We start from the raw sequence: 25,994 nt of genomic DNA, 5'->3' as shown, positions 1-25,994 counted from the left end.
TGTAACCGCTTTTTGTAAATCGAATTTTCCGTCTATTTACATAGCTAGTGACAGGGTATGCGGGCTGTGATAAATTTGTACAAACGTCTTTTTCAGGAGGACAAATTCAGGCGGGGAGTGGACATCAAAGTGAACGCAGAAAAAAACTTAAAACGTGAGATCGGATTATCGGTCGCCATGTCAATTGTTATCGGTACGGTAATTGGTTCTGGAATTTTCATGAAGCCGGGGAGGGTGCTTGAGTTTGCCGGCGATTCAACGATGGCTTTACTTGCTTGGGTACTTGGCGGAATTATCACTATCGCCGGAGGGCTTACGATTGCTGAAGTAGCAACGCAAATCCCTAAAACAGGCGGACTTTATGTGTATATGGAAGAAGTGTACGGGAAAGTTTGGGGATTTTTGAGCGGGTGGGTTCAAACCATTATTTATGGACCCGCAGTAATCGGCGCTCTTGGTTTATACTTCGGATCGCTGACAACAAATCTTTTTTCTTGGGACAAAGATCTTGGTCCGATGATCGGGATTGCAACTGTCATCTTTCTTGCAGTTGTGAACAGTCTTGGAACAAAGTACGGCGGAATTGTTCAAAACCTTGCTACAATAGGAAAAATGATTCCGATCACAATGATTGCGGTGTTCGGCATCTGGAAGGGCAACGAACAGATTCTGTCGTCATCGAGCGGATCTGCTGTTGAAATCAGCATGGGTGCAGCGATTCTTGCAACATTGTGGGCATATGATGGATGGCTGATGGTCGGTTTTGTTGCTGGTGAGATGAAGAATCCGGCAAAAATATTGCCAAAAGCGATCATTGGTGGAATTCTCATCGTCACAGCGGCATATGTTCTTGTCAATATTGCCTTGCTGCATGTTCTCCCGGCTTCTGAGATAGTAACACTTGGAGAAAACTCCGCTGCTGCAGCTGCGACTGTTTTATTCGGAGATATCGGAGGCAAGCTGATTGCTGTTGGTATTGCTGTTTCTATTTTCGGATGTTTGAACGGAAAGATTTTGACGTTCCCGCGTGTTCCATTTGCGATGGCCGAGCGTAACCAGCTTCCTTTTGCGGGTGCTCTTTCCAAGGTCAGCCCCAAATATGGAACACCGATTCCGGCGCTCTTCATGCAGATAGCACTAGCGATTGTAATGATGCTCCTTGCCGACCCGGACTATTTATCTGAAATGGCTATCTTTGCAGTTTACATCTTTTACATCTTTGCTTTTTATGCGGTTTTCCTCCTTCGCAAAAGAAATAAGGGGACAGAAAGACCATACAGTGTTCCTCTGTTTCCAATCGTTCCGGCTTTTGCGATTATTGGATCGGCTTATATCGTTGTGGCAACGATTATGGATAATCCGGCAGACAGTTTGACAGCTATTATCGTTACAGTATCTGGTCTGCCATTATATATGTATTTAAATAAGAAGAAATCAGCATAAAAAATGCCCTCCCGAACCGGAGGGCATTTTGTTTATGGTTATGCAGGTACAGCAGAAAGGATGCTTTTCATGTCACGGTACCGTGAGGAAAGGCTTCCGGCAGATACGCCGTATTTCTTGGCAGTGCCGGCTTGAGTTGCAGCTTCGCCAAGGATGTCCTTTGTTACAAAATAATCAAGTGCTGCTGCGAATACCGCTTCTTTTCTTATGATTGGATCAGCCTCACTCATATATTGATTCCAAACATCTCCTGCACGTTCAATAACAGAAGCTTCAGCATGCTCTTGCACAATCTTCATCACACCAGAAAGCTTCTCGCTGTTTTCGCTGGATACAGGAGCTGTTTTTGGTGCAGCCTCTATATTATCGCTTAATGCGATTTGAAGAGCGGCTGGGAATTGGCTGCGGAAAATTTCTAATGAAGAATCTGCAGAAGGTGAAAGGGCTAGAATTCGCTCCTTCATCTGCGGCAGCTCAATTTCAGGAATTTCCACATAACCGATGTAAAACTCATACGATGAACCGTTATGGACCAGTGTTCCAAGCAAAACGGATCCTTTAGCCGGCTTTTGCGGTGTACTGATATTGACTGTGAGCGCCTCATTCGTAAAGACATCTTTCATTTTCAGCAATGAGTCGGTTTCATAATGCTCAACGGTATAAAGGGATGGGACAGCTTTTTTCCAACCCTCCGATATGGACATTGCAGCAGAGCTCATTGATGGTTTTTTCTCTTCGAAATAAAGTTCTGTAATCGTCTTGCCTTCTTTAAGCGGTGTACAGAAAACATCCCAGCAAACTGAGATATTGGCAAAAGTCTGTTCATGTTCTTTATTCACGGGGTAATCCGCTACAAATTTAGTTGTACGTTCAGCTAAAATAGGCTGATAGTTGTCCAGGGCAAACTTAATAAGCCCTTCGTGATGACGCTTCATCTCCAGGACAGTTTCTTCTTTATGCAGACAGCATTTTTTAAATTTCTTTCCGCTGCCGCAAAAACATTCATCATTTCTTCCGATTTTATTCATTGTCTTCCTCCAGTAAAACAGCTAACTAACTAAACAGTCTCACCTATACTAGCATATCTCGATTATTTTTCAAGTTTGCGTAAAGGGTGTGAAAAATAAGGGGGTATGTAAAGAAGTTATAAGGGGGCAAAAAATAGAAGGACGCACAAAACAACACCCTTGATTGCCTGAAGGCGAAATCAGGGGTGCCGGCTTTATCAGCCAAGGAATTTTTTATATTCATCGGTCAGCTTCATGAACAATTCGCGGTCACGTTTTTCCAGCGCTTCGTCGATTCGTTTTTCGTAGTAGGTTTTGTAATAGCCGTGAAGTGATTCATCAAGGACCATTTGAGCAATGAGACTAAATGCGAACGGGTCAGTTTTCTTTTGAAGCTTATATTTGACCAGTTCGTTTTTGTTCTGATGGTTAAAAGACGTATTATCTTTCATGCTCTTTCCCTCCTTGAAATTTTCTCCTATCCAACATCTCTGATGTCTGTAAAATAGGTTTCTACTAGTATACTGAGCAAAGTCTGTGCTGACAACCATTTTATTAGAAAATTCTGATAAATAATATAAAATGGTATAATGTGCGGATGAATTCACCACCTTTTGGAATTTAAATGTATGCCTTATGCAGTAAAAGCTTGTTGATGCTTGTAGCTTGTGTATGTTTATTTAGTAGGTTTTTGTATGTTACAGAATACTTCCCCGATTTTCGACTGCGCTAAACCATGAGACATGCAAACGCAATGCGCATGTATGATCTTCATGCACTTTATTGACAGTGCAGAAGGAGGGCGGTACGATGAGCATAACAGATCAATATACTCCGCTGGGGGAGCTTTTAGTGAAAAGCTGAGAAAGAAATGTGATTTCTTGACCCTTTGAACCTGATCCAGATCATACTGGCGTAGGGAAGCGGCGTGGACCCGTCTTTTTTGCGCAATAATGGAGATCCGGCCACCCGCTGAATATAGCGGGTGGTTTTTCTGTATTGTGAATAGTTGAGGAGGCGGTTTATTTTGAACATGCAGGTAAACAAAGCTCTGACGATTGCTGGCTCAGACAGCGGCGGGGGTGCTGGGATTCAAAGCGATTTAAAAACATTTCAGGAGCTGAACGTATACGGGATGAGTGCGGTAACAGCGGTTACGGCACAGAACACACGGGGTGTTCACGGCATATATCCGGTAACAGCAGAAGGTGTTACTTCTCAGCTTGAAGCAATAGGAGCTGATCTGCGGCCGGATGCAGTAAAAACCGGTATGCTTTTTAATAAAGAAATTATTGAAGCAGCTGCTGGTGCAATCAAAAACTTTGGATGGAATAACCTTGTTGTCGATCCCGTCATGGTTGCGAAAGGCGGATCGATCTTGCTTGAGGAGGATGCCGCAGCTGCTTTGAAGGAATGGCTGATTCCGCTTGCAAAAGTCATTACACCTAACGTACCGGAAGCAGAGGTACTAACGGGCATGAAGATTGATTCAGCAGAAAAAAGGAAGAAAGCAGCTGAAATTCTTTGCGGCATTGGAGCTGATATCACTGTGATTAAGGGCGGACATTGGAACGAGAGCGATCTTTGCAGTGATCTTGTATACGACGGACAAGAATTTTATGAGCTGGATGGAAAAAGAGTCGCAACGAAAAACACACATGGTACAGGCTGCACGTTTTCAGCGGCTATCACGGCGGAGCTGGCCATTGGAAAGACACCGAAAGAAGCGCTGCATACAGCTAAACAGTTTATCCAGGCAGCGGTCGAGTACGGAATTGAAGCGGGAAGCGGACACGGTCCAACTAATCATTGGGCGTACAGGAGGCTGGGGAATGCGAAACGATAAAACAATCCTGTTAAATGAAATTAGACATAAGAAACCGCTCATCCACCACATGACGAACCAGGTAACGATGTCTCTGCTTGCCAACGGCATACTAGCGGCAGGAGGCAGCCCGATGATGGTTCACAGCGAAGATGAAGTAGCAGAGGCGGTACGATTTGCTGATGCGCTTGTTATCAACATAGGCACACTTGATGCTGCTGCGGCTAGATCGATGAAAATTGCTGTGAAAGAAGCGTGTGAGTACCGTACCCCGGTCGTTATAGATCCAGTTGCGGTCGGGATGACAAAGCTGCGTCGGAATACGATAGCAGAGATTTTGTCTGAAGGATCAGGTTCGCTAAAAGTTATATGCGGCAATGCTGCAGAAATCGCCTGCTTTGCACAAAAACAATGGAGCGGAAAAGGTGTGGACGGTGAGATGGCAGGAGCTGATTTAAAAGGGATAGCACAATCAGCCGCTAAACAGACAGGCTGTTTGATTGTGATGACAGGAAAACTGGATGTGATAACAGATGGAGAAAAAACGGTTGTTCTAGAAACAGGGCACGAAATGATGGCAAAGGTCACAGGCACAGGATGTTTATCCACATCACTGACAGCTTTATTTCTTGCAAACTCTCTTACTTCTAGTCTCAGTTCGGTTGAAAAGGCGGCAAGGGCCATGCTCATGCTTGGCATATGTGCTGAAAAAGCAGCGGCTGCCTCACCGGGGTCCGGTACCTTCGCTGTTCAGCTTCTTGATGAGTTATACCGAGTAAGCGGAGAAGAACTTGAAGACATGTATGAGCAGGTTGTGAAAGAAGGTGCTCTATGAAGCAATCAGACATTATTCAAGCTTTGAGACTTTATGTGATTGCAGGAACATTAAACTGCAAGAATGGCAGATCTATAGAAGAGACAGTCGAAAGAGCGCTTCAAGGAGGAGCGACAATGGTCCAGTTCCGCGAAAAAGGACATGGATCGTTAACGGGCTCTGATAAGCTTCAATGTGCAATAAGATTAAAATCTCTCTGTGCGGCATACAGAGTACCTTTTATCATTAATGATGACGCGGAGCTGATGCTCTTGTCTGACGCTGACGGTCTTCATATCGGACAGGATGACGGGGATATAGCAGAGGCAAGAAAGAGAATTGGCGTTAATAAAATTCTTGGGGTGTCGGTTTATACAGTGGCAGAAGCAAAGCATGCCTTGCAGAACGGAGCAGACTATTTAGGCATCGGTCCTGTTTATGAAACGAGTACAAAAGAAGATGCTAAGCAGGCGGCAGGCATCGTAAGAATCCAGCTAATTAGAGAGCATGTTCAGAACATTCCCATTGTCGGCATCGGCGGTATAAACGAGGATCGTGCGGGAGAAGTCATCAAAGCCGGAGCAGACGGCGTAGCGGTCATCACCGCTGTGACGGATGCCGGAAGACCGCTTGCTGCAGCAAGACGTCTTTCTGAAAAGGCGGGCAGCGCATGCTCAACAAACGGCAGATAACATTGCAGCGATGCTGGCGGCTATTGCAGCGGCAAGCTTTGGTTTCCGGCCTGCACAGGAAAAGCATTGCTTTTGCTTGCTTTTCATCTGAGGTTTGATCGTTTTTCTTCAGATCAGGATTTTTCTCTTGTTAAATCGTTTCGGCATGTAAAGAAGACAGGATAAGCACGCATAGGCTGTCTTTTCCGTACACTGTGAACATCCAGCAGAGGAGAGATGCCGATGAAGAAAAGACCGAAATCATGGGTATTTACGGAGATGCTGCTTATCCTCGCGGGGCTTTTGCTCGCGGTATATAACGGACAGCATTGGGAGAGCCCTGCCGTCTTGTTTTCCGTATTTGTTGGGGTATTTGGATTTAGGGCAGTGGAAAGGTTTGTTTTCCGACAGAAGACTGAATTCTGGTTTAACCTCGGAATGAGCTTGCTCTTTCTCGCCCTGGCGATCTTTGGCTGAAAACCGGTGACGTTGTTCACCGTTTTTTTACGTTGAGGTAAAGATGGGGGTACGGTACTTTTTTGCAGCTTCGCTGGGATAACAAGGCTGACGCAAAAAAGTACCGTACCCCATTATAAAAACCCACAAAACCCCATAAAAGCACGCCTGATAAGTTTAAGTCTGTTTTTTTAAAAAATGGGGGTATTTTTTGACAAAGATGAGCCTAACATAATAATATATTTGTACGTAAAGAAATTATTTTATGTGAGGTGATGAGGTGAAGCCAAAGCAAATAAAGGAGACGTTTCTCGTCACAGATCCCGAGCAAGCAGCGTGCCTATTGCACCCTGTACGGTCTGAAATGATCAGTCTTCTAAAGGATCCCGCATCTGCTACTGAGCTATCCAAAGCGATGAACGAAACACCCCAGAAGCTGAATTATCATTTGAAAACACTTGAGAAGCTCGGTCTTGTTTATCGGTCTGGAACTAGGAATGTACGCAACTTAGTGGAAGTGATGTATCAAGCTGCAGGAAAATCGTTCATTTTATCCGATTGCCTAGGCATGCCTCAGGAAAAAATCCAAAAGCTGAAAGATCAGTCTGCTCTTGCCCACGTTCTTGCGTTAACAGATAAGATGAAAGCAGACGCCGTTTCCCTAATGGAGCAGGCGGATGAAGAAGAAGTGCCGACAGCCATTATGGAAGCGGTTATTCAGCTGAGCAGCAGACAGCAGAGGAGCCAGTTTATGCAGGATTATACCGATATGCTGAAGAAGCTGATAGAACGGTATCAGGCAGTAGATAACGAACAATCAACACCTTACCAAGTGTCACTTGCTGTATATCCTATTCCAAAAGGAGGCCGTAATGATGAATAAATCAACAGTATCAGAGGAACGGAAAATCATCTGGGAAAGCGGCAAAAAAGAAGAAGGAAATGTAGTGCCTTTTCCAACTCCTGAAGCTGAGGAAGCGTTCAGAACACACGTAGAAATCAACTCACCTGGAACAAAACCGGCATCCATCATCTACATCACATCAGGTTTTGGAAACATTAATGCTGGAAGCCCACGGGCGATAGCAGCTTAATAAATATAAGGAGGATAAAAAATGAACTTGATACCAATGGTCGTAGAATCAACGAACCGGGGAGAACGCTCATATGATATTTATTCACGCCTGCTAAAAGACAGGATTATTATGCTTGGCAGTCCGATTGATGATAATGTAGCAAATTCGATTGTCGCTCAGCTTCTTTTTCTTGCGGCAGAGGATCCTGAAAAAGACATATCACTGTATATCAACTCACCGGGAGGGTCTGTAACGGCAGGTCTTGCAATTTATGACACGATACAGTACATCAAGCCAGATGTATCTACGATCTGCATCGGGATGGCCGCTTCCATGGGTGCTGTCCTTCTTGTAGCCGGCGCGAAAGGGAAACGCTACGCACTGCCTAACGCTGAAGTGATGATTCATCAGCCTCTCGGAGGAACACAGGGTCAGGCATCTGACATGGCGATTCACGCAAAGCGCATCCTGCAGACGAAAGAATTGCTGACTGCGATTATCTCTGAACGTTCTGGCCAGCCTGCGGAAAAGGTCTCAAAAGATATGGACCGCGATTATTTCATGTCAGCACAGCAGGCGCTTGAATATGGGATTGTAGATAAAGTGATTGAAAAAATTTAATGTTTACTCAGGACCCAGCGGGTTTGCCGGGTCTTTTTTATATGTATGGGGTACGGTACCATTCATTTCAATATGCTGTATACCGCAGTTGTTGATGAATGGTACCGTACCCCCAAATGAATTCGCCGAGCATTTTATTTCCAACCTTATCCTGTCTTGTTGTATGCTGTAGCCAAACATTTGCAGCGAAAGAAGGAACGTTTATGAGTACGGCTACTTTGAAAACTACTGAATTGAATACGAACGCGACGATTTATCCTATCCTTTTTGCCATCAGTTTTGTCCACTTGCTTAATGATTCTATGCAGGCAGTTATTCCAGCGATCTTTCCGATACTAGAGGAATCTATGAAGCTGTCTTTTACACAGCTAGGCTGGATTGCGTTTACGCTTAACATGACGTCTTCTGTCATGCAGCCCCTTGTTGGCTGGTATACGGATAAGACAACATCACCTTATATCCTACCTTTCGGGATGGGGGCAAGCTTGCTTGGGATGATCGGCATTGCGTATTCACAGTCTTTCTGGATGATCATTCTTTCTGTTATCGGCATCGGGCTGGGGTCAGCCGTGTTTCATCCTGAAGGATCACGTGTGGCTTACATGGCTGCTGGCAGCAGGAGGGGGCTGGCGCAGTCCATCTACCAGGTAGGGGGGAACACAGGCAGCTCTCTAGCTCCAATTATGACGGCGCTCATATTTGTGCCTTTTGGCCAGCACGGAGCAATCTGGTTTACTTCACTCGCAGCAATTGCCATTTTTGTCTTGATGTATGTTTCCAGCTGGTACAGCCGTCAGCTGCTGAAAATAAAAAAGCCGGCAATTACAGCCAAATCTTCATCAACAGCAAACGCTTCTATTAAAAGAAAAGTTTCATTTGCGATCGGCATCATCATTTTTCTCGTTTTTGCCCGTTCTTTTTACTTTTCAGGGATCAGTAATTTTTATCAGTTTTATTTAATCAAAGATTATGGTCTCACGATTACACAGGCGCAAGTGTACTTGTTTGTCTACATGGCTGCAGGCGTTCTTGGAACATTTGCCGGCGGACCAATCGCCGACAGGATTGGAAGAAAGAACCTCATTTTTTGGTCGATCACTGGAACGGCACCTCTTGCGATTTTCTTGCCGCATGCCGGTCTATGGCTCATATTCCCGCTGCTGTTTTTGATCGGTTTTATCATTAATACGAGCTTTGCGGTCACGGTCGTGTATGCACAAGAGCTGCTGCCCGGACGGATTGGCATGGTTTCCGGCCTGATCGTCGGACTCGCATTCGGAATGGGAGCTTTAGGATCGGTCGTCCTAGGTAAAATTTCGGACATTACGAGCATAACAGCAACGATGATGTTCGTCAGTTTCTTACCGCTTTTTGGGCTGTTCACGTTATTCCTGCCAAACGAAAAAACGCTTAGAAGCGGAACTTAAGAAAAGCGCGATGGCCATTTCAGCCATCGCGCTTTTCTCATTTAATTATTATGCAGCCTTCTGTACCTCGCGTGCGCAAACATATATACCCCGTAAGAGATGAATCCGAGTGCGACGATTCCAAGCTGCAGCGGGCCGTACGGCTGGGATGCAAGCTCCGCAAGTGCGCCATCAAGCCCTTTCGTTTCTTTTGGGTCCGAAGTGTAAGCTGTCCGAATAAGAAAGATGCCGATAATGATGAAAACTACAGCACGGGCAGACATGCCGAAAGTCCCCACATAACCGCTCCATCGCCACTCTTGTTTGTTCATCTCGTTCTTCTTAAACCGTTTCTTAAATCTTCCGGAAATGGCTTGATACAGCATGACAACACCAATAACGATAAAAACAATACCTGCAAGTCCAATAATCAGCTGCCCGAATGGCTGTGCGAGCATTTTCTGAGAGAGCGTCTGGTAGCCTTTATCTGATGTGTCAACTCGTGCCCGGAACAAGATGCGAAGGGCGCTAATGCAAACCGTGGTATAAATTCCAGCAATAATCAGATAGCCTGCGCGTGCAAACCATCGTTTCCACGAAGGGCTTGCACATTCAGGATCGAAAATAGCACGAACGACCTGCCAAAATGTATAGCCTGCCAGCCCCGCTGCAAGGACGATAAGCAAGAACGGTCCGAATGGCTGCTTAGCGAGCGTATACATAGCACCTTCCTGCCCGGTAAGCTTGCCTTTTAAGCCAGTTGCAGCTAAAAGTGCGAGAATGCCGATCAGCATGTACACGATGCCTTTGGCCATATAGCCAAAACGGGCGTACTTTAGAACAGCAGATTTGCAGGCGCCAATCCGATTCAATAATTTACGACGAAATGTCAATTCTTTTACAAAAGGCTGTTTGTCCATCCTGCACTTCCTTTCATAGGCATCTATAAGAGGTCACTTTTCACCTCTGGAGGATTATACAGCTTGTACAGCCTGTAAAGGCTATTAATGAGTGTTTTCACGAGTGCGTAGGCTGGAACGGCAATGAGCAGGCCGACGAATCCGCCGACTGCACCTGCAATGAGAACGATTAGAATAATTGTAAGAGGGTGCACGTTCAACTGTTTTCCCATGATGTTAGGTGAGAGAATGTTCCCTTCCACCTGCTGAACGACAAGAGTAACAAGAGCTACCTTCACTGCCATAAATGGGTCTTGAATGATTCCAACGAGCAATGCCGGAAACACCCCGATAAACGGCCCGAGAAACGGGATGACGTTCGTCAGTACGGCGAAAAGCGCGAGGATCAAGGCAAACTTCAGACCGATCACAAGATAGCCTGCGTACATGAAAATGCCGACAAAAACTGCTACGATGAGCTGTCCTTTAATATAAGAAGCCATCGTGCTGTCAATATCTCTTAAAATGGATGAAAGTTCTGTTTCGAGATGTCTCGGTACGATATTGTGACAATAACGGAAAAATTTTTCGTCATCTTTTAATAGGTAAAAGAGGATGAACGGCACGACCACGAGCACTAGGGCGATGTCAGTCAGCATAGAAATAACCGAAACCATATCTTTGCCTATGGAAGAAGTGAATTTTTCCAGGCGCTCTGTCGCACTTTTGGCTAGCTTTTTGCTGTCAATAAATGAGTTTTTGCCAGCCAGCATCGTTCCTGTGTGCTCAGTTGCTTCGCCTATTTTGCGCGGGAAGTCTGCGGAGATTCCTGATATTTGCTTGGCTACTACCGGCGTTGCGGCATTCCAGATTGTAGATAATGAAATAAATAAGATAGCGAACACAAAAGAAATTGCCAGCCCCTTTGGAATTTGTTTTTTCTGCAGAAATCTCACGCCAGGGCGAAGCAGGTAATACAACAGAAAGGAGATCAAAAGTGGAAAGAAAACAGCTGAAATAACAAGTGCCAAAAAGTTTACGAGATAATCAATCTTGCCAAAAAGATATAAAATTAGAAGAATCATGATGGCTGCTGCTGCATATCTGAAAAAAGGATGCTGGAACGTCATAAATTTCCCTCCATTATTGCTTGCTAATTCATAATTTCCCTCTTTATCTTTTCCTAATCTCTTGAAAAGAAAATTTATTAAAAGCCCCTCGTGACTGAGGTAATAGACACCTCAGTTTTGGCATTTGTAATTTCAGCTCGAAAACTTATTTTTCTGTTTGACATCAACAAGCGCGGCTGATACATTAAACGTATAATGTAAACGTTTACGTAACTAGAAAGCAGGTTGAGGGATGAATCCCACGATTAAAGATGTGGCGAAAAAAGCAAACGTTTCCACCGCCACTGTCTCGCGGATTCTGAATGGCTTACCAGGCTATTCGGAAGAAACAAAAAAGAAAGTGACAGAGGCGATTGCTGAGCTCGGCTACCAGCCGAACGCTGTAGCTCGAGGGCTGATCAACAAGAGGACTCAGACGATCGGCGTGCTTTTTCCGGATGTTTCCGGGATGCTTTCATCCGAGGTACTTGAAGGCGTAGAACGTGCGGCACATGATGCCGGGTTCAGTGTGATTGTCTGCAATACGGCGTCAAGCGGGAGCAGAACGATCAAGTACTTAAGGCTGCTTCAGGAAAAGCGAGTAGACGGAATTATTTTTGCAAGTGAAAACATCAAGGATGAATATGCAGCCATCTTTTCTGAAATGAAGGTGCCAGTCGTGCTAGTTTCAACAGAAAGCCAGAAACACACGCTGCCGTTTGTCCGAGTAAATGATTTTGAAGGCGCTTTCTCTGCTGCCGAGTTCCTAATCAAAAACGGCCACTGTAAAATTGGGATGATCGGCGGAAGCTTTGATGACCCGATCGCAGGTGTACCGAGAATGAATGGATTTAAGGAGGCTTTATCAAAAAACGGCATTGAATTTGAACCGAACATGCTCGTTGCCAATGAAGGCTATCGATTTAATGATGGCAAGAATTCACTTCCGAAGCTGCTTCAGCAATTTCCGGAAATGACTGCCGTTTTTGCGGCAAGTGATGAATTGGCGATCGGCGCTATGTCCGCTGCCCATGAGATGAATATAAAGGTGCCAGAGCAGCTTTCAATCATCGGGTATGACAACTTAAAAATTTCTGAAATGTGCTATCCGCCTCTTACGACGATTTCACAGCCCCTCGTGCAAATGGGGGAAAAAGCAGGCGAGATGCTCACTGCTCTTATTGATGGCAAGGAGAAGACAGCGGAAAGCATCTATCTTCCTTTTGAGATAGTTGAAAGACTATCGGTCATTAATAGATGCAAACAATGAAACTGAAAGAATACGTTTCATTTTAATTTGAATCAAAGGTAAACGTTTACGCATAATTGAAGGGAGTCATTTAACATGAAAGTGACAGTATGGAATGAAAACAGACATGAACAAAAAAATCCAGAGGTAAGAGCCGTTTATCCAGAAGGCATCCACTCAGCAATCGCTGGATTTTTAGCAGAAGCAGGATATGACGCACGGACGGCAACTTTAGATGAGCCAGAACATGGTCTGACGGAAGAGGTCCTGAACAGTACAGATGTGCTTGTATGGTGGGGGCATATTGCACATGATGAAGTCCGCGATGAGATCGTGGAGAAGGTTAAACAGCGGGTGCTTGATGGAATGGGGCTTGTTGTGCTGCATTCAGGCCATTTCTCAAAAATATTTAAAGTACTGATGGGCACTTCTTGTGACTTGAAATGGCGTGAAGCGGACGAAAAGGAACGCCTCTGGGTAATCAACCCTGCACACCCGATCGCAAACGGTCTCGGAGAATACATTGAGCTTGAAAAAGAAGAGATGTACGGCGAGCACTTCGATATCCCGGCACCTGAAGAGCTTGTGTTTGTTTCCTGGTTCGAAGGCGGCGAGGTTTTCCGCAGCGGATGCACGTACACAAGAGGGAAAGGGAAGATCTTCTATTTCCGTCCAGGACATGAAACTTACCCGACTTACCATAACAAAGATATTCAAAAAGTGATTACGAATGGTGTTGCCTGGGCAGCGCCAACGGGCAGTGTGAAGCCTGTATATGGAAATGCAAAACCACTTGAAGCCATCGCGGCGAAATAAAGGGAGGAACTGATTATGACATTAAAAGTAGGAATCATCGGATGCGGCAGCATTGCTAACCACCGCCACTTGCCGGAGTATGCAGCTCATAAGGATGTTGAAATCGTAGCCGTCTGCGACCGTGTAGAAGAACGCGCACAGGCAGCAGCATCTCAGTACGGCGGAAAAGTATACAGCGACTATAAAGAGCTTCTAGCTGACGCAAACGTGGAAGCTGTAAGTGTCTGCACGCCAAATTACTTGCATGCGCCAATTTCTGTTGACGCATTAAATGCCGGCAAGCACGTGCTGTGCGAAAAGCCGATGGCAACATCTCTTGAAGAAGCAGAGCAAATGATCTCTGCTGCAGAAAAGAACGGAAAGAAGCTCATGATCGGCCATAACCAGCGTTTTGTACCGTCGCACGAGAAGGCTCGTGAAATTATCGCCAACGGTGAGCTTGGAAAAGTGTACAGTTTCCGCACAGCGTTCGGCCACCCTGGTCCTGAAGGCTGGAGCGTGGACGGCAAGGATTCATGGTTTTTCCGAAAAGACGAAGCTTTTATCGGAGCGATGGGTGACCTTGGTGTCCATAAAACAGACTTGATCCGCTACATTTTAGGAGAAGAAGTAACAGAGGTTGCTGCATTCGTTGAAACAAGCGCGAAGGAATTCTCGACGGTAGACGATACGGCCGTTCTTTCTCTGAAAACAGAAAGCGGCATTATCGGTACGCTCGCTGCGAGCTGGTCTTATACGGCTAAAGAAGATAACTCCACGATCGTTTATGGCGAAAAAGGAATCCTGCGACTCGAAGATGACCCGCAATATTCGCTTGTTGCACAATACACGAACGGTTCTGTCGTACGCTATGAGCTCGGGCAGATTCAGACGAACGACAGCGGCGGGCAGAACAACTCGCACGTGATCGAAAAGTTCGTAGAAAGCGTTCAGAATGATACACAGCCTCTTGTTTCCGGGGAAGAAGGGAAGCGTTCATTAGCTGTCGTGCTGGCTGCTCTTGAATCGAACGAAAAGAAAATCATCGCAAAGGTGAAAGCAGGAGTCTTGGCATAATGAACACATTGCGTATTGGGATTATAGGGGCGGGCGGCATTGCACAAGGCCGCCATATCCCTGCTTTTCAGTCTCTTGGGGAGAAGGCGGTCATCACGGCCGTCAGCGACGTGAATGAAACAACAGCTAAAGAGGCAGCAACAAAGTTTCACATACCGTACTTTTTTACAAATTACGAAGATATGTGGGAGCATGTAGACGCGGTGATGATTGCGACACCGAACAAGTTTCATAGAGAGATTACCGTTGCGGCGCTAGACGCGGGCAAGCACGTACTGTGCGAAAAGCCGATGGCAATGACAGTCGCCGAGTGCGAAGAAATGATTGCAGCGCAAAAACGCTCAAGTAAAATCCTTTCAATCGCTTTCCACTACCGCTATATGAAAGAAGCGGCAGCGGCAAAAAGAGTGATGGACTCAGGCGATGTCGGAAACCCGCTCGTTGTCCGCGTTCAGGGACTCAGACGACGCAAAGTTCCAGGCTGGGGTGTGTTCACGAACAAGGAGCTTCAAGGCGGCGGAAGTTTGATCGATTACGGATGCCATTTGCTTGATCTTTCCCTCTGGCTTATGGGCAGCCCAAAAGTGGCAGAGGTTTCAGGTAAAGCTTATAACACATTGAGCAAACAGCCGAATCCAATCAATCAATGGGGCGATTTTGATCCGAGTACGTTTGAAGTGGATGACCATGTGACGGCTTATCTGCGCTTAGAAAACGGCGCTACGATGCTTTTTGAAACGTCGTGGGCTGCTAATATTAAAGAAGATGCAGAGGTTGTCTCCATTTCGGGTGATAAAGGCGGTCTTGATGTGTTTCCGTTTGAAGTGTATGAAACAAAATATGGCATATTAAGTTCAACAAAAGCCGACTGGATACCGGGCAGCGATGACCCAGGCATTCCACAGGCCGAAAACTTTGTAGACAGCTGTCTCGGCACAGCGGTTCCGCTCGTTACAGCCGAACAGGCTCTCGAGGTGTCTAAAGTGATAGAAGCAATCTATGAAAGCAGCGAAAAGGGTACAAGTATAAAGCTGCAAAATGGTGAAGGAGTGGAGAACACATGAAACTAGGCGTATTTACGGTACTATTTGCAGATAAATCGTTCACAGAAATGCTCGATTACGTGAAGGCAGCCGGCGTTCAAGCTGTGGAGATCGGAACAGGCAACTACCCAGGAAACGCTCATTGTCCTCTTGACGAGCTGCTTGCGTCTGAAGAAAAACGTACAGCTTACTTGAATGAGGTTGAAAAGCGCGGCTTGACGATCTCAGCGTTCAGCTGCCACGGAAACCCGATTTCCCCAGACCAAGCTTTCGCGCAAGAATCGCATGATACATTTGTTAAAACAGTTGAGCTTGCAGGCTTGATGGGTGTTCCTGTTGTTAACTGTTTCTCAGGCGTGCCTGGTGATCACGAAGATGCAAAAGCGCCAAACTGGCCGGTCGCACCTTGGCCGAACGAGTATGGCGATGTATTGAAATGGCAGTGGGAAGAAAAGCTCATTCCATATTGGCGAACGTGGGGACAGTTTGCGAAAGATCATGGTGTAAAAATTGGCCTTGAACTGCATGGCGGTTTCTTGGTACACACACCATACACGCTGCTTAAGCTTCGCGAAGAAACGTGCGATGCGATCGGTGCAAATCTTGATCCTTCTCACCTATGGTGGCAGGGAATCGACCCTGTTGCCGCGATTAAGATTCTCGGAAAAGCAGGAGCGATCCACCATTTTCACGCGAAAGACACTTACATCGATCAAGACAACGTAAACCTGTACGGCTTAACGGATATGCAGCCTTATGGTGAAATTCAAACACGAGCATGGAGCTTCCGTTCAGTTGGGTGCGGCCACAGTGTACAAGAGTGGAGTGACATGATGAGCGCTCTTCGTACGTTCGGCTATGACTATGTGGTGAGCATTGAACACGAAGACCCGATCATGAGTATTGAAGAAGGCTTCAGCCGAGCGGTTAAAAACCTTCAGTCAATTTTGATCTCTGAACAGCCCGCACAAATGTGGTGGGTGTAAAATAATAAAAGTGCTCGAGAACCTGTTCATAGGTTTCGAGCGCTTTTTTTTTGATTTTATTTTTACAATATATGTTAATATGAGTTCAATACAAATAATGCTTGGGAGAGATGAGAATGGATAATGCTGAACGAAAGAAGATGAGAACTAAGCAAGTGATAGCAACGAATGTTATTTTATTAATCTCCATCACAGTCTATTTTATAGTGTTTAATATGTTTGAAGTAACATCCTTCCAATTTTTCGCACTGCTAGGCATCATAATGCTTCTTCAGGCGATTACTGGGTTAATAAAAGGGGATTCAACTTCCTCATTCATCCCCGTTTTTGAACAAGTAGCACGCTATGAAAAACAAAAGATGGGAGACGAATGGTTTAAGCAGCGTAAAATGAATCATATTTGGCGTTTTATAGTAAGCGGGATGATGTTTCTGCAAGCTTATTGGAACCGCAATACATCAGACAATATGATACAGGTAGACATCAGCTTTCTATTGATTCTAGCTCTTTTAATCTTTGCAATAATTAATACCAGTCAATACCTGCACATTAGAAAAGTAGATCGTTCTGCCTCACATATGGACATGAAAGGCTATACAAGAAAATCTACTTTAATGGCCATTGCAGCAGGTATAGCCATCGCAACTGTTTTCATTATCGTTACAATTTCTTATGTTCTCATTTAATTGAAGCTTATCCCTATGTTCGTTTTCTGCAAGAGTCAAGCCTCATCTTCCATTCAAGTGGAGGTAAGGCTGACTAACATGCCTATAAAAACACTTGATAATAGTGAACGTCGTGCCAATCCGCAAATTTATATCCAACTTCTTTCACAGTTCCAGCGAGACGAAAGCCAAACCCTTCATGCAGGCGGATACTTGCATCATTACCTGCAGTAATGCCTGCAATAACAGTATGTATATCTGCACTTTTTGCTTCTTTCAATACAGCCTTCATCAGCTTTTTTCCTATGCCTTTACCATGATATTTCTTCCAAATATAGATAGATACCTCCGCCGTCCTGCTGTACGCCGGTTTTGAATTATATGGGCTGATGCACGCGTATCCTGCAACTTCACCTTCAATAACAAAAACCAAAAGTGGATGAGTGCTGCTGAATTTCTGAAACCATGAAGTTCTTTCCTCCATGGAGAGCGGCTGAATATCAAACGTTGCTGAAGAGGTTAAGACTGCCTCATTATAGATTGCGAGAATGGCTGGATAATCTTCGGTGCGAGCGTGTCTGATCAATGCCAAAAATGATTCCTCCAATGCTTGCTGATTAATAACAGCATAAAGAATGAGGAGATGTTTGTATAGTCGTGATAAAGGTTTTTTTACGTTGTTTGACGAATCAGTATCTGACAGGCAACAGAAGGAATGATGGTGCATAAAGTAGGGTAATGGGAAGTGGCAACAAAATATTGGATAGTCGCGCTGCTGTCGTTGAGACGGCAGCATTTCTGCTTTTTAAGGGGTATTGAGGATGATTGCCATTCTCATTCTTAAGGAGGGTTAATCATGCAGCTGAAAGCAAATGTTGAAATGATTCTAGCTGCGGCAGCAGGTATATTTATTGCAGCAGCTTGGCAGATGAACAGAGTGGACGCGGACTTATATGTATGGCTTTATGCCGCGGCATTCTTAATTGGAGGTTTTTCAAAAGCAAAAGAAGGGATACTTTCTTCTCTTGAAGAGAAAAAGCTGAATGTTGAACTGCTCATGATAATTGCTGCAGCGGGTTCTGCTGCGATCGGCTATTGGGGAGAGGGAGCTATTTTAATCTTCATTTTTGCCGTGTCGGGAGCACTTGAATCGTATACGCTGCAAAAAAGCACGAAGGAAATTTCATCGCTATTGTCATTGCAGCCAGACGAAGCATGGAAGCGACAGAGTGATGGAACGTATATAAAAACTGCAGTATCAAAGCTGTCAGTAGGCGATGTTATTCAAATAAAGCCTGGGGAACGGATCCCTGCTGATGGTATAGTGACATCAGGAAAATCAGAAGTCGAGGAGTCAGCCGTGACCGGAGAACCCGTCCCTTCTTTAAAAGAGAACGGAGCAGAGGTATATGCCGGTACATTGAACACGAACGGTTTTTTGATCGTTACTGTCACTAAGGAACTAAGTGAGTTTATGGTTTCCCGGATGGCGGCTCTTGTCAGAGAAGCTCAGACAGCTAAGCCCCGCACACAAAGAAAGATTGAAAAATTTGAAGAACACTATGTGAACATCGTTCTTCTTTCCTCTGCGCTGATTGCTGTGCTGCCGCCATTCCTGCTGAACTGGGCGTGGGAGGAATCGCTGTACCGCGCCATGGTGCTTCTCGTTGTCGCCTCACCGTGCGCGCTTATGGCGAGTACGATGCCGCCGCTGCTGTCGAGCTTATCTAATGCAGCAAGACAAGGAATTCTGTTTAAGAATGGCACAGCGTTTGAGAAGTTTAATGAAGTGAACGTGGTTGCTTTTGACAAGACGGGAACACTCACAGAAGGGCGGCTGATTGTATCAGATGTGATCCCAGAAAATGACTGGAACGTTAACGAACTAATGGGGATTGCAGCTGCGATCGAATCAAAGAGCAGCCACCCGCTGGCAGATGCCATTGTAAAATGGTCATCAGAGAAAAATTGCATTTTAAACATAAAGCCCGAAGAATTTAAGGATGAACCTGGCCTTGGGATTGAAGCCGAGATGCTCGGGAAAAAATGGCGGATTGGAAGCGCAGAATGGACCGGTGTTTTATTAAACAAGAAAGCACAGGGTCTTGAAGAAGAAGGGAAAACCCTCATTTTTATTGCCGCAGACGGAGTTCTTGCTGGAATGATCGCATTAGAGGATGTTATCCGGAACGAATCGGTTTTTGCGATACAATCATTGCATAAAAATCATGTTCACACAGTGATGGTAACAGGAGATTCTCACCGGGCAGCAGAACGGATTGCGTTGAAGGCCGGTGTGGATGAAGTGAAGGCAAGATGCATGCCGCATGATAAGGTGAAAGTCGTTTTACAATATAAAGAAAAAAATGGGAAAGTAGCGATGGTTGGAGACGGGATTAACGACGCACCTGCACTTGCTGCTGCATATATTGGCATAGCGATGGGGAAAGGACGTGATATAGCGATTGAAGCAGCTGATGCGGTCCTTATGAATAATGATCTGAACAGGCTTTCAAACATGATGGATTTGTCAAAAAGGATGAAAAAAATCGTAAGGCAGAACATTATCTTCTCAATGGCTGTCATCATTATGCTCATTATAGCAAATGCTTTTGATGCTCTTTCGCTCCCGCTTGGTGTGATAGGCCATGAAGGAAGTACTATACTAGTTATATTAAACGGGCTGCGTCTTTTAAGAGGATAAAAAAATGCCGCCCTCGGAAAGGGCGGCATTTTTTCTATTCATTATCCTTGTTTTGTTGCTTGTGCGTCACCTGAAGTATAGGTGCTCGATGTATTCGGAACGCTTCCTGCAGTATTCATCGGATCGCTTTCATCGTTTGGTGTATTCTTCGCTTCCTGCAGCTTTTGTTTGGCTGAAATAGATAGATTGCTCGCTTTTTCTTTGACACTCGTAACAGCGGAAGAAGCTGCTGTACCGATGTTTGTAACCTTATCTTTTGCATCCATCGTTCCAAGCTGAGCTTTAAGCATCGCTTCGTCTTTCATTTGCATTGTCTTTTCTTTTAACGCAGATGATTGCGTCATGAGTGAATCACGCATGTCTTTTCCTGTTTTAGGTGCGAGCAATAGGGCTGCTGCTGCGCCAATAAGGCCTCCAACCAGCATTCCTGTGCTGAAGCCCGTTCCTTTTGTTGAAGAATAGCTGTCATAGTTATCGTAGTGCTGTGGATCTCTTGGATTTGTATTTTGTGTGTGCATGGCTGTATTACCTCCTTTTAGTCTATAAGGTGTTTACCCGCTTTGAGATGAATGAAACATAATCCGCATTGATAGATGGCGAAAAGTCCAGAATATCCGATGCTGATGAGAAACAGCCAGTTCAGCAGAATTTCATGAACAGTCGTCATGAATACTTCGCCGTCCCTTATAACCTTCATTACTGTAATTGTGATAGTGCATCCTGCAATTGAAAGGGAAAGAAACGCCAGTGCGGCAAAAAATTTAGACGCAGCAGGCATTTTTTTGGACACAATGATCATCAGCACAGGTACTATAAAGGTTACTGCCGCAATTAATACCGTCAATTTCATCCCTGCTTTTATGGTAGTGTGTGCATAAAAAAAAGAACCGGGTATAGCTTGCCCGGTTCTGTGCCCGTTCATTCACGGGCTGTCTTTATGGTCAATATTCGATGGTGATTATTTCAGTTCTGGGAGCATCCTTACTTCCTGTTTCATTTCGGACTTGCAAATCGGGCAGTCCGGTGTTTTATGAAGCGAATAGTCTTCGCGCATCCAGCATGAGCACGATTCGCTGGAACAGGACCAGACTTTCGTTTCGACGTCAGGTACAGGTTCTGCTTGCTGTTTTGAGAAAAAGGCCATAGGGAACCCCCTTAATTGGAATATATCTATTATACTCCAAATCATGGCATTTTATGAGTTTTAAGCATAGGAAATGCTGAAATCGCATAAATAAAGCTTTATTTGCAATTCTTACGTGATGGACAAAAGGTGATGCTGACTTAGAGAAACGGTCGTTTCAGCCACCCGATCTATGAAGCTGACTGGCTCCACAATAGCAGCATGCTCTTTTAAGCCGGATATGTATTCCGCTATGCCAAGTAATTCTTCGCCAATCAACCCGCCTTTGATCTCACCGCTACCATCTCCATTCAAGATAAGAAGCTGGGAAAGGACAGGGTGAAGCGCAGTATGATGTGCTCCATCTTTTGTCAGCAGGACATGAAGGAAGATTTGGCGGGATGATGGGGTGTTCTTTACCCAATTTAAGATTGTTACATCACTGAAATCTTTCGGTCCGAGTATATCATGGATGATAGAAGCTGACTGGACGTCTTCAAGCTTGAAGACCGTGTAGTCTTTTCTGGTGAAACAAAAGGCTGGACAATACCACCTCCCGTACATGGTGAACAAACCGACAGGCTGCAAACAGCTTTGTATGATTTCTTCACCTTGGAACAGTGTTAGTGAGACAACTTGCTGTTTAACCGAAGCCTCAATAAAAAGATCAAGATATGAGGCATTCTCCGGCATAGGAAGCTGGTATAAAACGCGTTTTTTCCTTTCAGACAATATATGAGCTGCATCTTGCGGCAAATATTCAAGCAATTTTCGTAAAGCTGACCGGGCAGCATGCTTAAAAGGGGAATGGTCATGCAGGTGCGGATCCAGCACTTGCAAAATCGTCATTGCTTCCATCTCAGTTAAGCCGATCGGAGGAAGTATGCGGTCATCCTCGAGGCGATACCCGCCATTAGGACCAAATTCTGAAACGATGGGAAGCCCCATTTCAGTCAGCTTGATCAAATCTCGCTGTATGGTTCGTGTAGAGACGTTAAATTCCTCTGCAAGTTCTTTCAGCGTAAAGTGCTGTTTGGAGTTAATAGACAGCAGCAGCAGTTCAAGCCTTTTAATTTTAGTCATATTCTTTATCCTTTAGCATTATAAGTTTTGTAAAAGAATGGTGTTAAGTGTTATATCGTACGATTGTCCTTGATGTTGAGAAATTTCAAATAAAAAAATCCAGCACGGGAGGCTGGATTTAAGGAAATTACTTATTTGCTTTTAACAATAGCAGCTAGTTGTTCGAATAAAGAGACAAATTGATCGATTGCAGGATCTGGCAGCTGTGATACATACTTAATCAGCACATCGTTGCGTTTCGTATTAATCCGTTCGAATGTGTCTTTGCCTTCTGGATTAATTTCAACATATACGATTCTTCTGTCAAGTTCAGACCGGTAACGCTGCACAAGTCCCCGTTTAACCAGCCTGTCAATAATAACGGTCGTGGCACTTGCCCGCACCCGCATTGCGTCTGCAATTTCGGTAACAGTCCACTTTTCTTTTTTCATTAACGTTTTTAAGATGTGAAACTGGGTTGAAGTCACTTCTTCTTCTTCCCAAATTTCAGGTTTCAGCACTTCAATAATATCGTTGTATGCTGATTCCAGCCGTTCAATGTCTAGTAAAATATCGCTGGCCAATCCTCTCATAAAATAGTCCCCCCATACAAATTGCTGCTAACAGCGGAAATACCATATGTAATTCGGCATGGTAAGATATACTGTTATTGTTAATAGTATAAATTATCTAAAAATAGATGTGAATGCCTAATCTATTAATTTTACACATTATGTAAAATGTAATATTATGTAATTATTTTTAGTGTGGGATGGAATAAAGGAAAATCACGCCTAAATGGCAAATAGAATAGATAAAAGGGGGAAAAGAAAGATGAAAAAAATTGCGTGGATTACAGACAGTACAAGCTGCCTTTCTAATGACAGAGCGGCAGAAAATAATATCCATATCATTCCTGTCTCTGTTATTTTTGGAGAAGAAATATATAAAGACGGCGTAGATATATCGGTAAGCGAATTTTATGAAAAACTGAACAGCGGCGGGATACAGCCAAAAACGAGCCAGCCTTCTCCCGCTGAATTTGCTGCTTACTACGAAAATCTGAAAAACGAATATGACTGCGGGATCGCGGTGCATGTATCTGGCAAACTGAGCGGAACGCTGAACAGTTCGAGAATAGGTGCTGAAATGGCAGATTTCCCGCTGCACATTGTCGATTCTAAAATTACATCAGATGCGATGAATCATCTGCTGCTGAAGGGAATAGAGCTTGAAAAAAACGGTGATTCACCGGATGTTATAGTACGAAAGCTTGAGACGATGGCCGATCAAGTGAAAGGATATGTCTGTGTAGGTAATTTGGATCAGCTCCATAAAGGCGGCCGTCTTTCGGGTGCAAGCTTTTTTCTCGGGAATCTTTTGCAAATTAAGCCAATCCTGACCTTCGATGACGGTGCGCTTGTTCCTTTTGAAAAAGTCAGAACACAGAAGAAAGCGGATGACCGAGTTTTAGGATTGTTAGAAGCGGCAATGGACCGAGGCAGCGTGTCTGGGGTCAGTGTTGTATACAGCGGTGACAGGGAAAAAGCAGAAAATTGGCAGCAGCAGCTGCATGAAAAATATGGCATAACTCCTGATATCGGTCAATTAAGTCCAGCGATCGGGGTGCATGTCGGAGCAGGCACACTAGGAATTTTTTGGTTTGAAGCATCTATTAACTAATTAGAAAGAAGAATGCATATGTGGCGTAACAAAAATTTCCTCTTAATCATGGGCGGAACTTTAATTGTCGATGTTGGTTTTTGGTTTGGCATTATTGGTAATCTTGAATTTTTGCAGCAAAACATTGAATCGTCCTTTTACCAGTCACTGTTCCTGATTGTCGGTATCGTGATGGCTGTCATGCTCGCGCCAATTGCTGGAAGAATCGTCGATCAAGCACCAAAGAAGCAAGTGATCGTCTGGTCAAGCTTCGTAAGGATTTTTGCCGTCTGCTTCATGTTTGCCGCTATCAAGACGGGAGATGTATGGTGGATGCTCATGTACAGCATCTTTATGGGAGCGGCAGCATCGTTTACTATGCCGGCTTTTCAAGCTCTCCTTCCAATAATTCTTGAGCGGGAGCAGCTATTAGGAGCGAACTCTCTCCTTCAAAACATGATGACGGTGAGCCGTATCGCAGGAACAGCTCTTGCCGGGTATATGCTTGTAAAAGTCAGCCTTTTTTCACTTTATTTCATTACGCTCATCGCGTACACAGCAACTTTTGTATGCCTGACATTCTTGAATGTTAACGAAAAACGAGCAAAAACTATTAAAGATAAAAAGAAAGAGAAATCCAGTTTCAAAGATGTTTTTCCAATCTTCAAAGAGCATCCGGCAATTATAACGCCGTTCTTGCTCGTCATCGTGCCTTATTTGTTTTTAGCAGGCTTTAATCTCATGATTATTGAGATATCAGATCTGCAGAACGACCAATCCATTAAGGGTACACTGTATGTTGTGGAAGGGATCTCTGTCTTTGCTGGGTCTGTCATCTTAAAAAAGTTTCTTAAGCAGCGGGCGATCGTTCCGGTCTTGCTTGGGGCTGTAACATTAGTCGCGGTATCGCAGCTGACACTGTATTTTGCGGATATTCACTGGATGCCGTTTATCTCGTTTGCTTTGTTCGGACTGACAGTCGGGGTCTATTTCCCAGTATCAAACACAATCTTTCAGGTAGAAGTGCCGCATGAATTTCATGGGAGATTCTTTTCCTTTAAACGTATGGTAGAGAGTCTGATGTTCCCGATTTTCATGATTGCAACAGGTTATTTCTTAGATTCTATCGGTATACAGCAGATGGCTGTTCTTTATGGGGCAATTTCTCTCGTGATTGTGTCAATTTACGGATGGAAGGTCCTGACTGGCAGCAGCGAAGCCCGTACAATGAAAGTTTCTGCATTAGAAGCCTCAAAGTGAAATATGGCATTCAAAGGCGATCCGTCATCTTACGGATCGCCTTTTCTTTGGAGTGCCAGGTTTTGGGGTACGGTACCATCTTCGTCAATGGCGCATTTTTGCTGGAGTAAATGAAAATGGTACCGTACCCCAATTTGTCAGCCCCTTTTCCACAATACTTTTATGATGAGCAGAGCCCAGACAAAAAGGAGGGGAATGAGTATCCTTAGATCACTAATAGAGAGGTCGAAAAGCTCCTTAAGTACGGTCCTTGTGTTAGTTAGGACAATTAATCCTCCTGCAAGAACTCCAAGAAGCTCCGTTCTCAGCCGCTTAACCAAGTACGCAGCGATCGGTGCTGCTATGACTCCGCCTATCATCATGAAAACGACGATTTGCCAATGAAGAGAATCCAGGCCAATGAAAAGGAAGAAACCGATGGAAGCGGATAGAGAGACAGCAAACTCGCTTAAGTTGACTGACCCGATGACTTTGTGAGGAAGCATCCCTTTTTGAGATAAAAGAACAGGCGTCGTAATCGGCCCCCATCCGCCTCCACCTGTTGCATCCATTAATCCGGCGATAAAGCCAAGAGGTGTATACCACTTGCGTGAAGTCGGAGCAGTGCCCTCTTTATTAACTTCTGCCGCTGCTTTTGTTTTAATAAACACAAATCGTAAAATAACATAAAGCCCAAGCAGCAGCAGAAAGATAGAGATATATGGTTTCATGAGGTCGGCAGGAAGGCTGGACAGCAGGGCCGCGCCTGCAAATGCTCCAATTGATCCGGGGATTATCAGCTTTTTAACAATACGGCTGTCAACATTTCCAAATTTGAAGTGAGAGTATCCGGAAGCCGCAGAAGTAACGACCTCGGCAAGGTGAACAGAGGCAGAAGCGAGAGCTGGGCTAAGGCCATACCATAGGAGAAGAGTGGTTGACGTTACGCCATAAGCCATTCCAAGCGAGCCGTCAATCATCTGAGCGGCAAGCCCGATTAAAGCGAGGATAATAATTTTACGCAATTAGGAAAACATTCCTTTCACATATTTTCCTATAAAG

The 25,994-nt window shown here is 44.7% G+C and carries 29 protein-coding genes and 1 riboswitch; of the genes, 18 read left to right on the top strand and 11 right to left on the bottom strand.

What is annotated here, in order from left to right:
• The first annotated feature begins 129 nt into the window (after window positions 1-129).
• The gene (locus CGZ90_RS04890) at window positions 130-1,443 is read left to right on the top strand and encodes an APC family permease (RefSeq protein WP_094251788.1); all 1,314 of its coding nucleotides are present in this window, start codon (window positions 130-132) and stop codon (window positions 1,441-1,443) included.
• 38 nt (window positions 1,444-1,481) lie between these two features.
• Here CGZ90_RS04890 and CGZ90_RS04885 read toward each other — a convergent pair whose 3' ends face one another.
• Together CGZ90_RS04885 and CGZ90_RS04880 are read right to left on the bottom strand one after the other, a co-directional pair.
• Window positions 1,482-2,471, bottom strand: coding sequence for a YecA family protein (locus tag CGZ90_RS04885; RefSeq protein ID WP_094251197.1), 990 nt, complete (start codon window positions 2,469-2,471; stop codon window positions 1,482-1,484).
• A gap of 197 nt (window positions 2,472-2,668) precedes the next feature.
• Complete coding sequence (locus CGZ90_RS04880) at window positions 2,669-2,902, bottom strand: IDEAL domain-containing protein (RefSeq protein WP_165766770.1); 234 nt, start codon at window positions 2,900-2,902, stop codon at window positions 2,669-2,671.
• Window positions 2,903-3,279: 377 nt separating this feature from the next.
• Window positions 3,280-3,389, top strand: a riboswitch (TPP riboswitch).
• 94 nt (window positions 3,390-3,483) lie between these two features.
• Here CGZ90_RS04880 and thiD point away from each other — a divergent pair.
• From thiD to CGZ90_RS04840, 8 genes are all read left to right on the top strand, one after another.
• Window positions 3,484-4,296 (top strand): bifunctional hydroxymethylpyrimidine kinase/phosphomethylpyrimidine kinase, encoded by an 813-nt coding sequence (gene thiD, locus CGZ90_RS04875; protein WP_094251787.1) that lies wholly within the window; start codon window positions 3,484-3,486, stop codon window positions 4,294-4,296.
• Window positions 4,283-5,110, top strand: coding sequence for a hydroxyethylthiazole kinase (gene thiM / locus CGZ90_RS04870; protein WP_094251195.1), 828 nt, complete (start codon window positions 4,283-4,285; stop codon window positions 5,108-5,110). The genes thiD and thiM overlap by 14 nt, the downstream gene beginning before the upstream one ends.
• Window positions 5,107-5,781, top strand: coding sequence for a thiamine phosphate synthase (gene thiE, locus CGZ90_RS04865; protein WP_094251194.1), 675 nt, complete (start codon window positions 5,107-5,109; stop codon window positions 5,779-5,781). Before thiM ends, thiE begins: the two co-directional genes overlap by 4 nt.
• 222 nt (window positions 5,782-6,003) lie before the next feature.
• Window positions 6,004-6,237, top strand: a complete 234-nt coding sequence (locus CGZ90_RS04860) for a hypothetical protein (protein ID WP_094251193.1) — start codon at window positions 6,004-6,006, stop codon at window positions 6,235-6,237.
• Window positions 6,238-6,496: 259 nt separating this feature from the next.
• Entirely contained in the window at window positions 6,497-7,099 is a 603-nt protein-coding gene (locus CGZ90_RS04855) for a winged helix-turn-helix domain-containing protein (RefSeq protein ID WP_094251192.1), read from the top strand.
• The gene (locus CGZ90_RS04850) at window positions 7,089-7,310 is read left to right on the top strand and encodes a hypothetical protein (protein WP_133063551.1); all 222 of its coding nucleotides are present in this window, start codon (window positions 7,089-7,091) and stop codon (window positions 7,308-7,310) included. Before CGZ90_RS04855 ends, CGZ90_RS04850 begins: the two co-directional genes overlap by 11 nt.
• Before the next feature lie 21 nt (window positions 7,311-7,331).
• Window positions 7,332-7,913 carry an ATP-dependent Clp endopeptidase proteolytic subunit ClpP gene (clpP, locus tag CGZ90_RS04845; RefSeq protein WP_094251190.1) on the top strand — a complete coding sequence of 194 codons (582 nt, stop codon included), beginning with the start codon at window positions 7,332-7,334 and terminating at the stop codon, window positions 7,911-7,913.
• A 203-nt stretch (window positions 7,914-8,116) separates the two neighbouring features.
• The gene (locus CGZ90_RS04840) at window positions 8,117-9,340 is read left to right on the top strand and encodes an MFS transporter (protein WP_094251189.1); all 1,224 of its coding nucleotides are present in this window, start codon (window positions 8,117-8,119) and stop codon (window positions 9,338-9,340) included.
• A 41-nt stretch (window positions 9,341-9,381) separates the two neighbouring features.
• On the opposite strand, the gene CGZ90_RS04835 is transcribed toward CGZ90_RS04840, so the two are convergent.
• Both CGZ90_RS04835 and CGZ90_RS04830 read right to left on the bottom strand, forming a co-directional pair.
• Complete coding sequence (locus CGZ90_RS04835; protein ID WP_094251188.1) at window positions 9,382-10,239, bottom strand: DUF1206 domain-containing protein; 858 nt, start codon at window positions 10,237-10,239, stop codon at window positions 9,382-9,384.
• A 23-nt stretch (window positions 10,240-10,262) separates the two neighbouring features.
• Window positions 10,263-11,348, bottom strand: a complete 1,086-nt coding sequence (locus CGZ90_RS04830; protein ID WP_094251187.1) for an AI-2E family transporter — start codon at window positions 11,346-11,348, stop codon at window positions 10,263-10,265.
• Window positions 11,349-11,580: 232 nt separating this feature from the next.
• Between CGZ90_RS04830 and CGZ90_RS04825 the strand changes: the two genes are divergently transcribed.
• From CGZ90_RS04825 to CGZ90_RS04800, 6 genes are all read left to right on the top strand, one after another.
• Window positions 11,581-12,597 carry a LacI family DNA-binding transcriptional regulator gene (locus tag CGZ90_RS04825; protein ID WP_094251186.1) on the top strand — a complete coding sequence of 339 codons (1,017 nt, stop codon included), beginning with the start codon at window positions 11,581-11,583 and terminating at the stop codon, window positions 12,595-12,597.
• A 75-nt stretch (window positions 12,598-12,672) separates the two neighbouring features.
• Window positions 12,673-13,392 carry a ThuA domain-containing protein gene (locus CGZ90_RS04820; protein WP_094251185.1) on the top strand — a complete coding sequence of 240 codons (720 nt, stop codon included), beginning with the start codon at window positions 12,673-12,675 and terminating at the stop codon, window positions 13,390-13,392.
• A 15-nt stretch (window positions 13,393-13,407) separates the two neighbouring features.
• Window positions 13,408-14,448 carry a Gfo/Idh/MocA family protein gene (locus CGZ90_RS04815; protein ID WP_379675157.1) on the top strand — a complete coding sequence of 347 codons (1,041 nt, stop codon included), beginning with the start codon at window positions 13,408-13,410 and terminating at the stop codon, window positions 14,446-14,448.
• A complete protein-coding gene (locus CGZ90_RS04810) occupies window positions 14,448-15,512 on the top strand; it encodes a Gfo/Idh/MocA family protein (RefSeq protein ID WP_094251183.1) in 1,065 nt (354 codons plus the stop codon). Before CGZ90_RS04815 ends, CGZ90_RS04810 begins: the two co-directional genes overlap by 1 nt.
• Window positions 15,509-16,477, top strand: a complete 969-nt coding sequence (locus CGZ90_RS04805; protein WP_094251182.1) for a sugar phosphate isomerase/epimerase family protein — start codon at window positions 15,509-15,511, stop codon at window positions 16,475-16,477. The genes CGZ90_RS04810 and CGZ90_RS04805 overlap by 4 nt, the downstream gene beginning before the upstream one ends.
• Before the next feature lie 116 nt (window positions 16,478-16,593).
• Window positions 16,594-17,163, top strand: coding sequence for a hypothetical protein (locus CGZ90_RS04800; protein ID WP_094251181.1), 570 nt, complete (start codon window positions 16,594-16,596; stop codon window positions 17,161-17,163).
• 82 nt (window positions 17,164-17,245) lie between these two features.
• Here CGZ90_RS04800 and CGZ90_RS04795 read toward each other — a convergent pair whose 3' ends face one another.
• Window positions 17,246-17,734 (bottom strand): GNAT family N-acetyltransferase, encoded by a 489-nt coding sequence (locus CGZ90_RS04795; RefSeq protein ID WP_240515344.1) that lies wholly within the window; start codon window positions 17,732-17,734, stop codon window positions 17,246-17,248.
• Between the two features lie 264 nt (window positions 17,735-17,998).
• On the opposite strand from CGZ90_RS04795, the gene CGZ90_RS04790 reads away from it, so the two are divergent.
• Entirely contained in the window at window positions 17,999-19,846 is a 1,848-nt protein-coding gene (locus CGZ90_RS04790) for a heavy metal translocating P-type ATPase (protein WP_094251179.1), read from the top strand.
• 41 nt (window positions 19,847-19,887) lie between these two features.
• On the opposite strand, the gene CGZ90_RS04785 is transcribed toward CGZ90_RS04790, so the two are convergent.
• The 5 genes from CGZ90_RS04785 to CGZ90_RS04765 all read right to left on the bottom strand — a co-directional run bounded on the left by CGZ90_RS04785 (window position 19,888) and on the right by CGZ90_RS04765 (window position 22,624).
• Complete coding sequence (locus tag CGZ90_RS04785; RefSeq protein WP_094251178.1) at window positions 19,888-20,364, bottom strand: YtxH domain-containing protein; 477 nt, start codon at window positions 20,362-20,364, stop codon at window positions 19,888-19,890.
• Window positions 20,365-20,381: 17 nt separating this feature from the next.
• Window positions 20,382-20,690: a hypothetical protein gene (locus CGZ90_RS04780; RefSeq protein ID WP_094251177.1), complete on the bottom strand. Its 309-nt coding sequence runs from the start codon at window positions 20,688-20,690 to the stop codon at window positions 20,382-20,384.
• 114 nt (window positions 20,691-20,804) lie between these two features.
• Complete coding sequence (locus CGZ90_RS04775; RefSeq protein ID WP_094251176.1) at window positions 20,805-20,990, bottom strand: cold-inducible protein YdjO-related protein; 186 nt, start codon at window positions 20,988-20,990, stop codon at window positions 20,805-20,807.
• Between the two features lie 111 nt (window positions 20,991-21,101).
• Window positions 21,102-22,052 carry a helix-turn-helix transcriptional regulator gene (locus tag CGZ90_RS04770; protein WP_094251175.1) on the bottom strand — a complete coding sequence of 317 codons (951 nt, stop codon included), beginning with the start codon at window positions 22,050-22,052 and terminating at the stop codon, window positions 21,102-21,104.
• A 131-nt stretch (window positions 22,053-22,183) separates the two neighbouring features.
• Window positions 22,184-22,624, bottom strand: a complete 441-nt coding sequence (locus CGZ90_RS04765) for a MarR family winged helix-turn-helix transcriptional regulator (RefSeq protein ID WP_094251174.1) — start codon at window positions 22,622-22,624, stop codon at window positions 22,184-22,186.
• A 241-nt stretch (window positions 22,625-22,865) separates the two neighbouring features.
• On the opposite strand from CGZ90_RS04765, the gene CGZ90_RS04760 reads away from it, so the two are divergent.
• A complete protein-coding gene (locus tag CGZ90_RS04760; RefSeq protein ID WP_165766769.1) occupies window positions 22,866-23,714 on the top strand; it encodes a DegV family protein in 849 nt (282 codons plus the stop codon).
• Between the two features lie 18 nt (window positions 23,715-23,732).
• Window positions 23,733-24,953, top strand: a complete 1,221-nt coding sequence (locus CGZ90_RS04755; protein ID WP_165766768.1) for an MFS transporter — start codon at window positions 23,733-23,735, stop codon at window positions 24,951-24,953.
• A 137-nt stretch (window positions 24,954-25,090) separates the two neighbouring features.
• Here CGZ90_RS04755 and CGZ90_RS04750 read toward each other — a convergent pair whose 3' ends face one another.
• Window positions 25,091-25,957, bottom strand: coding sequence for a sulfite exporter TauE/SafE family protein (locus CGZ90_RS04750; RefSeq protein WP_094251171.1), 867 nt, complete (start codon window positions 25,955-25,957; stop codon window positions 25,091-25,093).
• Window positions 25,958-25,994: the final 37 nt, after the last annotated feature.

The sequence above is a fragment of the Fictibacillus aquaticus genome (assembly GCF_002245695.1).
GTDB lineage: Bacteria > Bacillota > Bacilli > Bacillales > Fictibacillaceae > Fictibacillus > Fictibacillus aquaticus.
The sequence above is the reverse complement of the archived record's forward strand: the minus strand, read 5'-3'. Positions and strand labels throughout refer to the sequence as shown.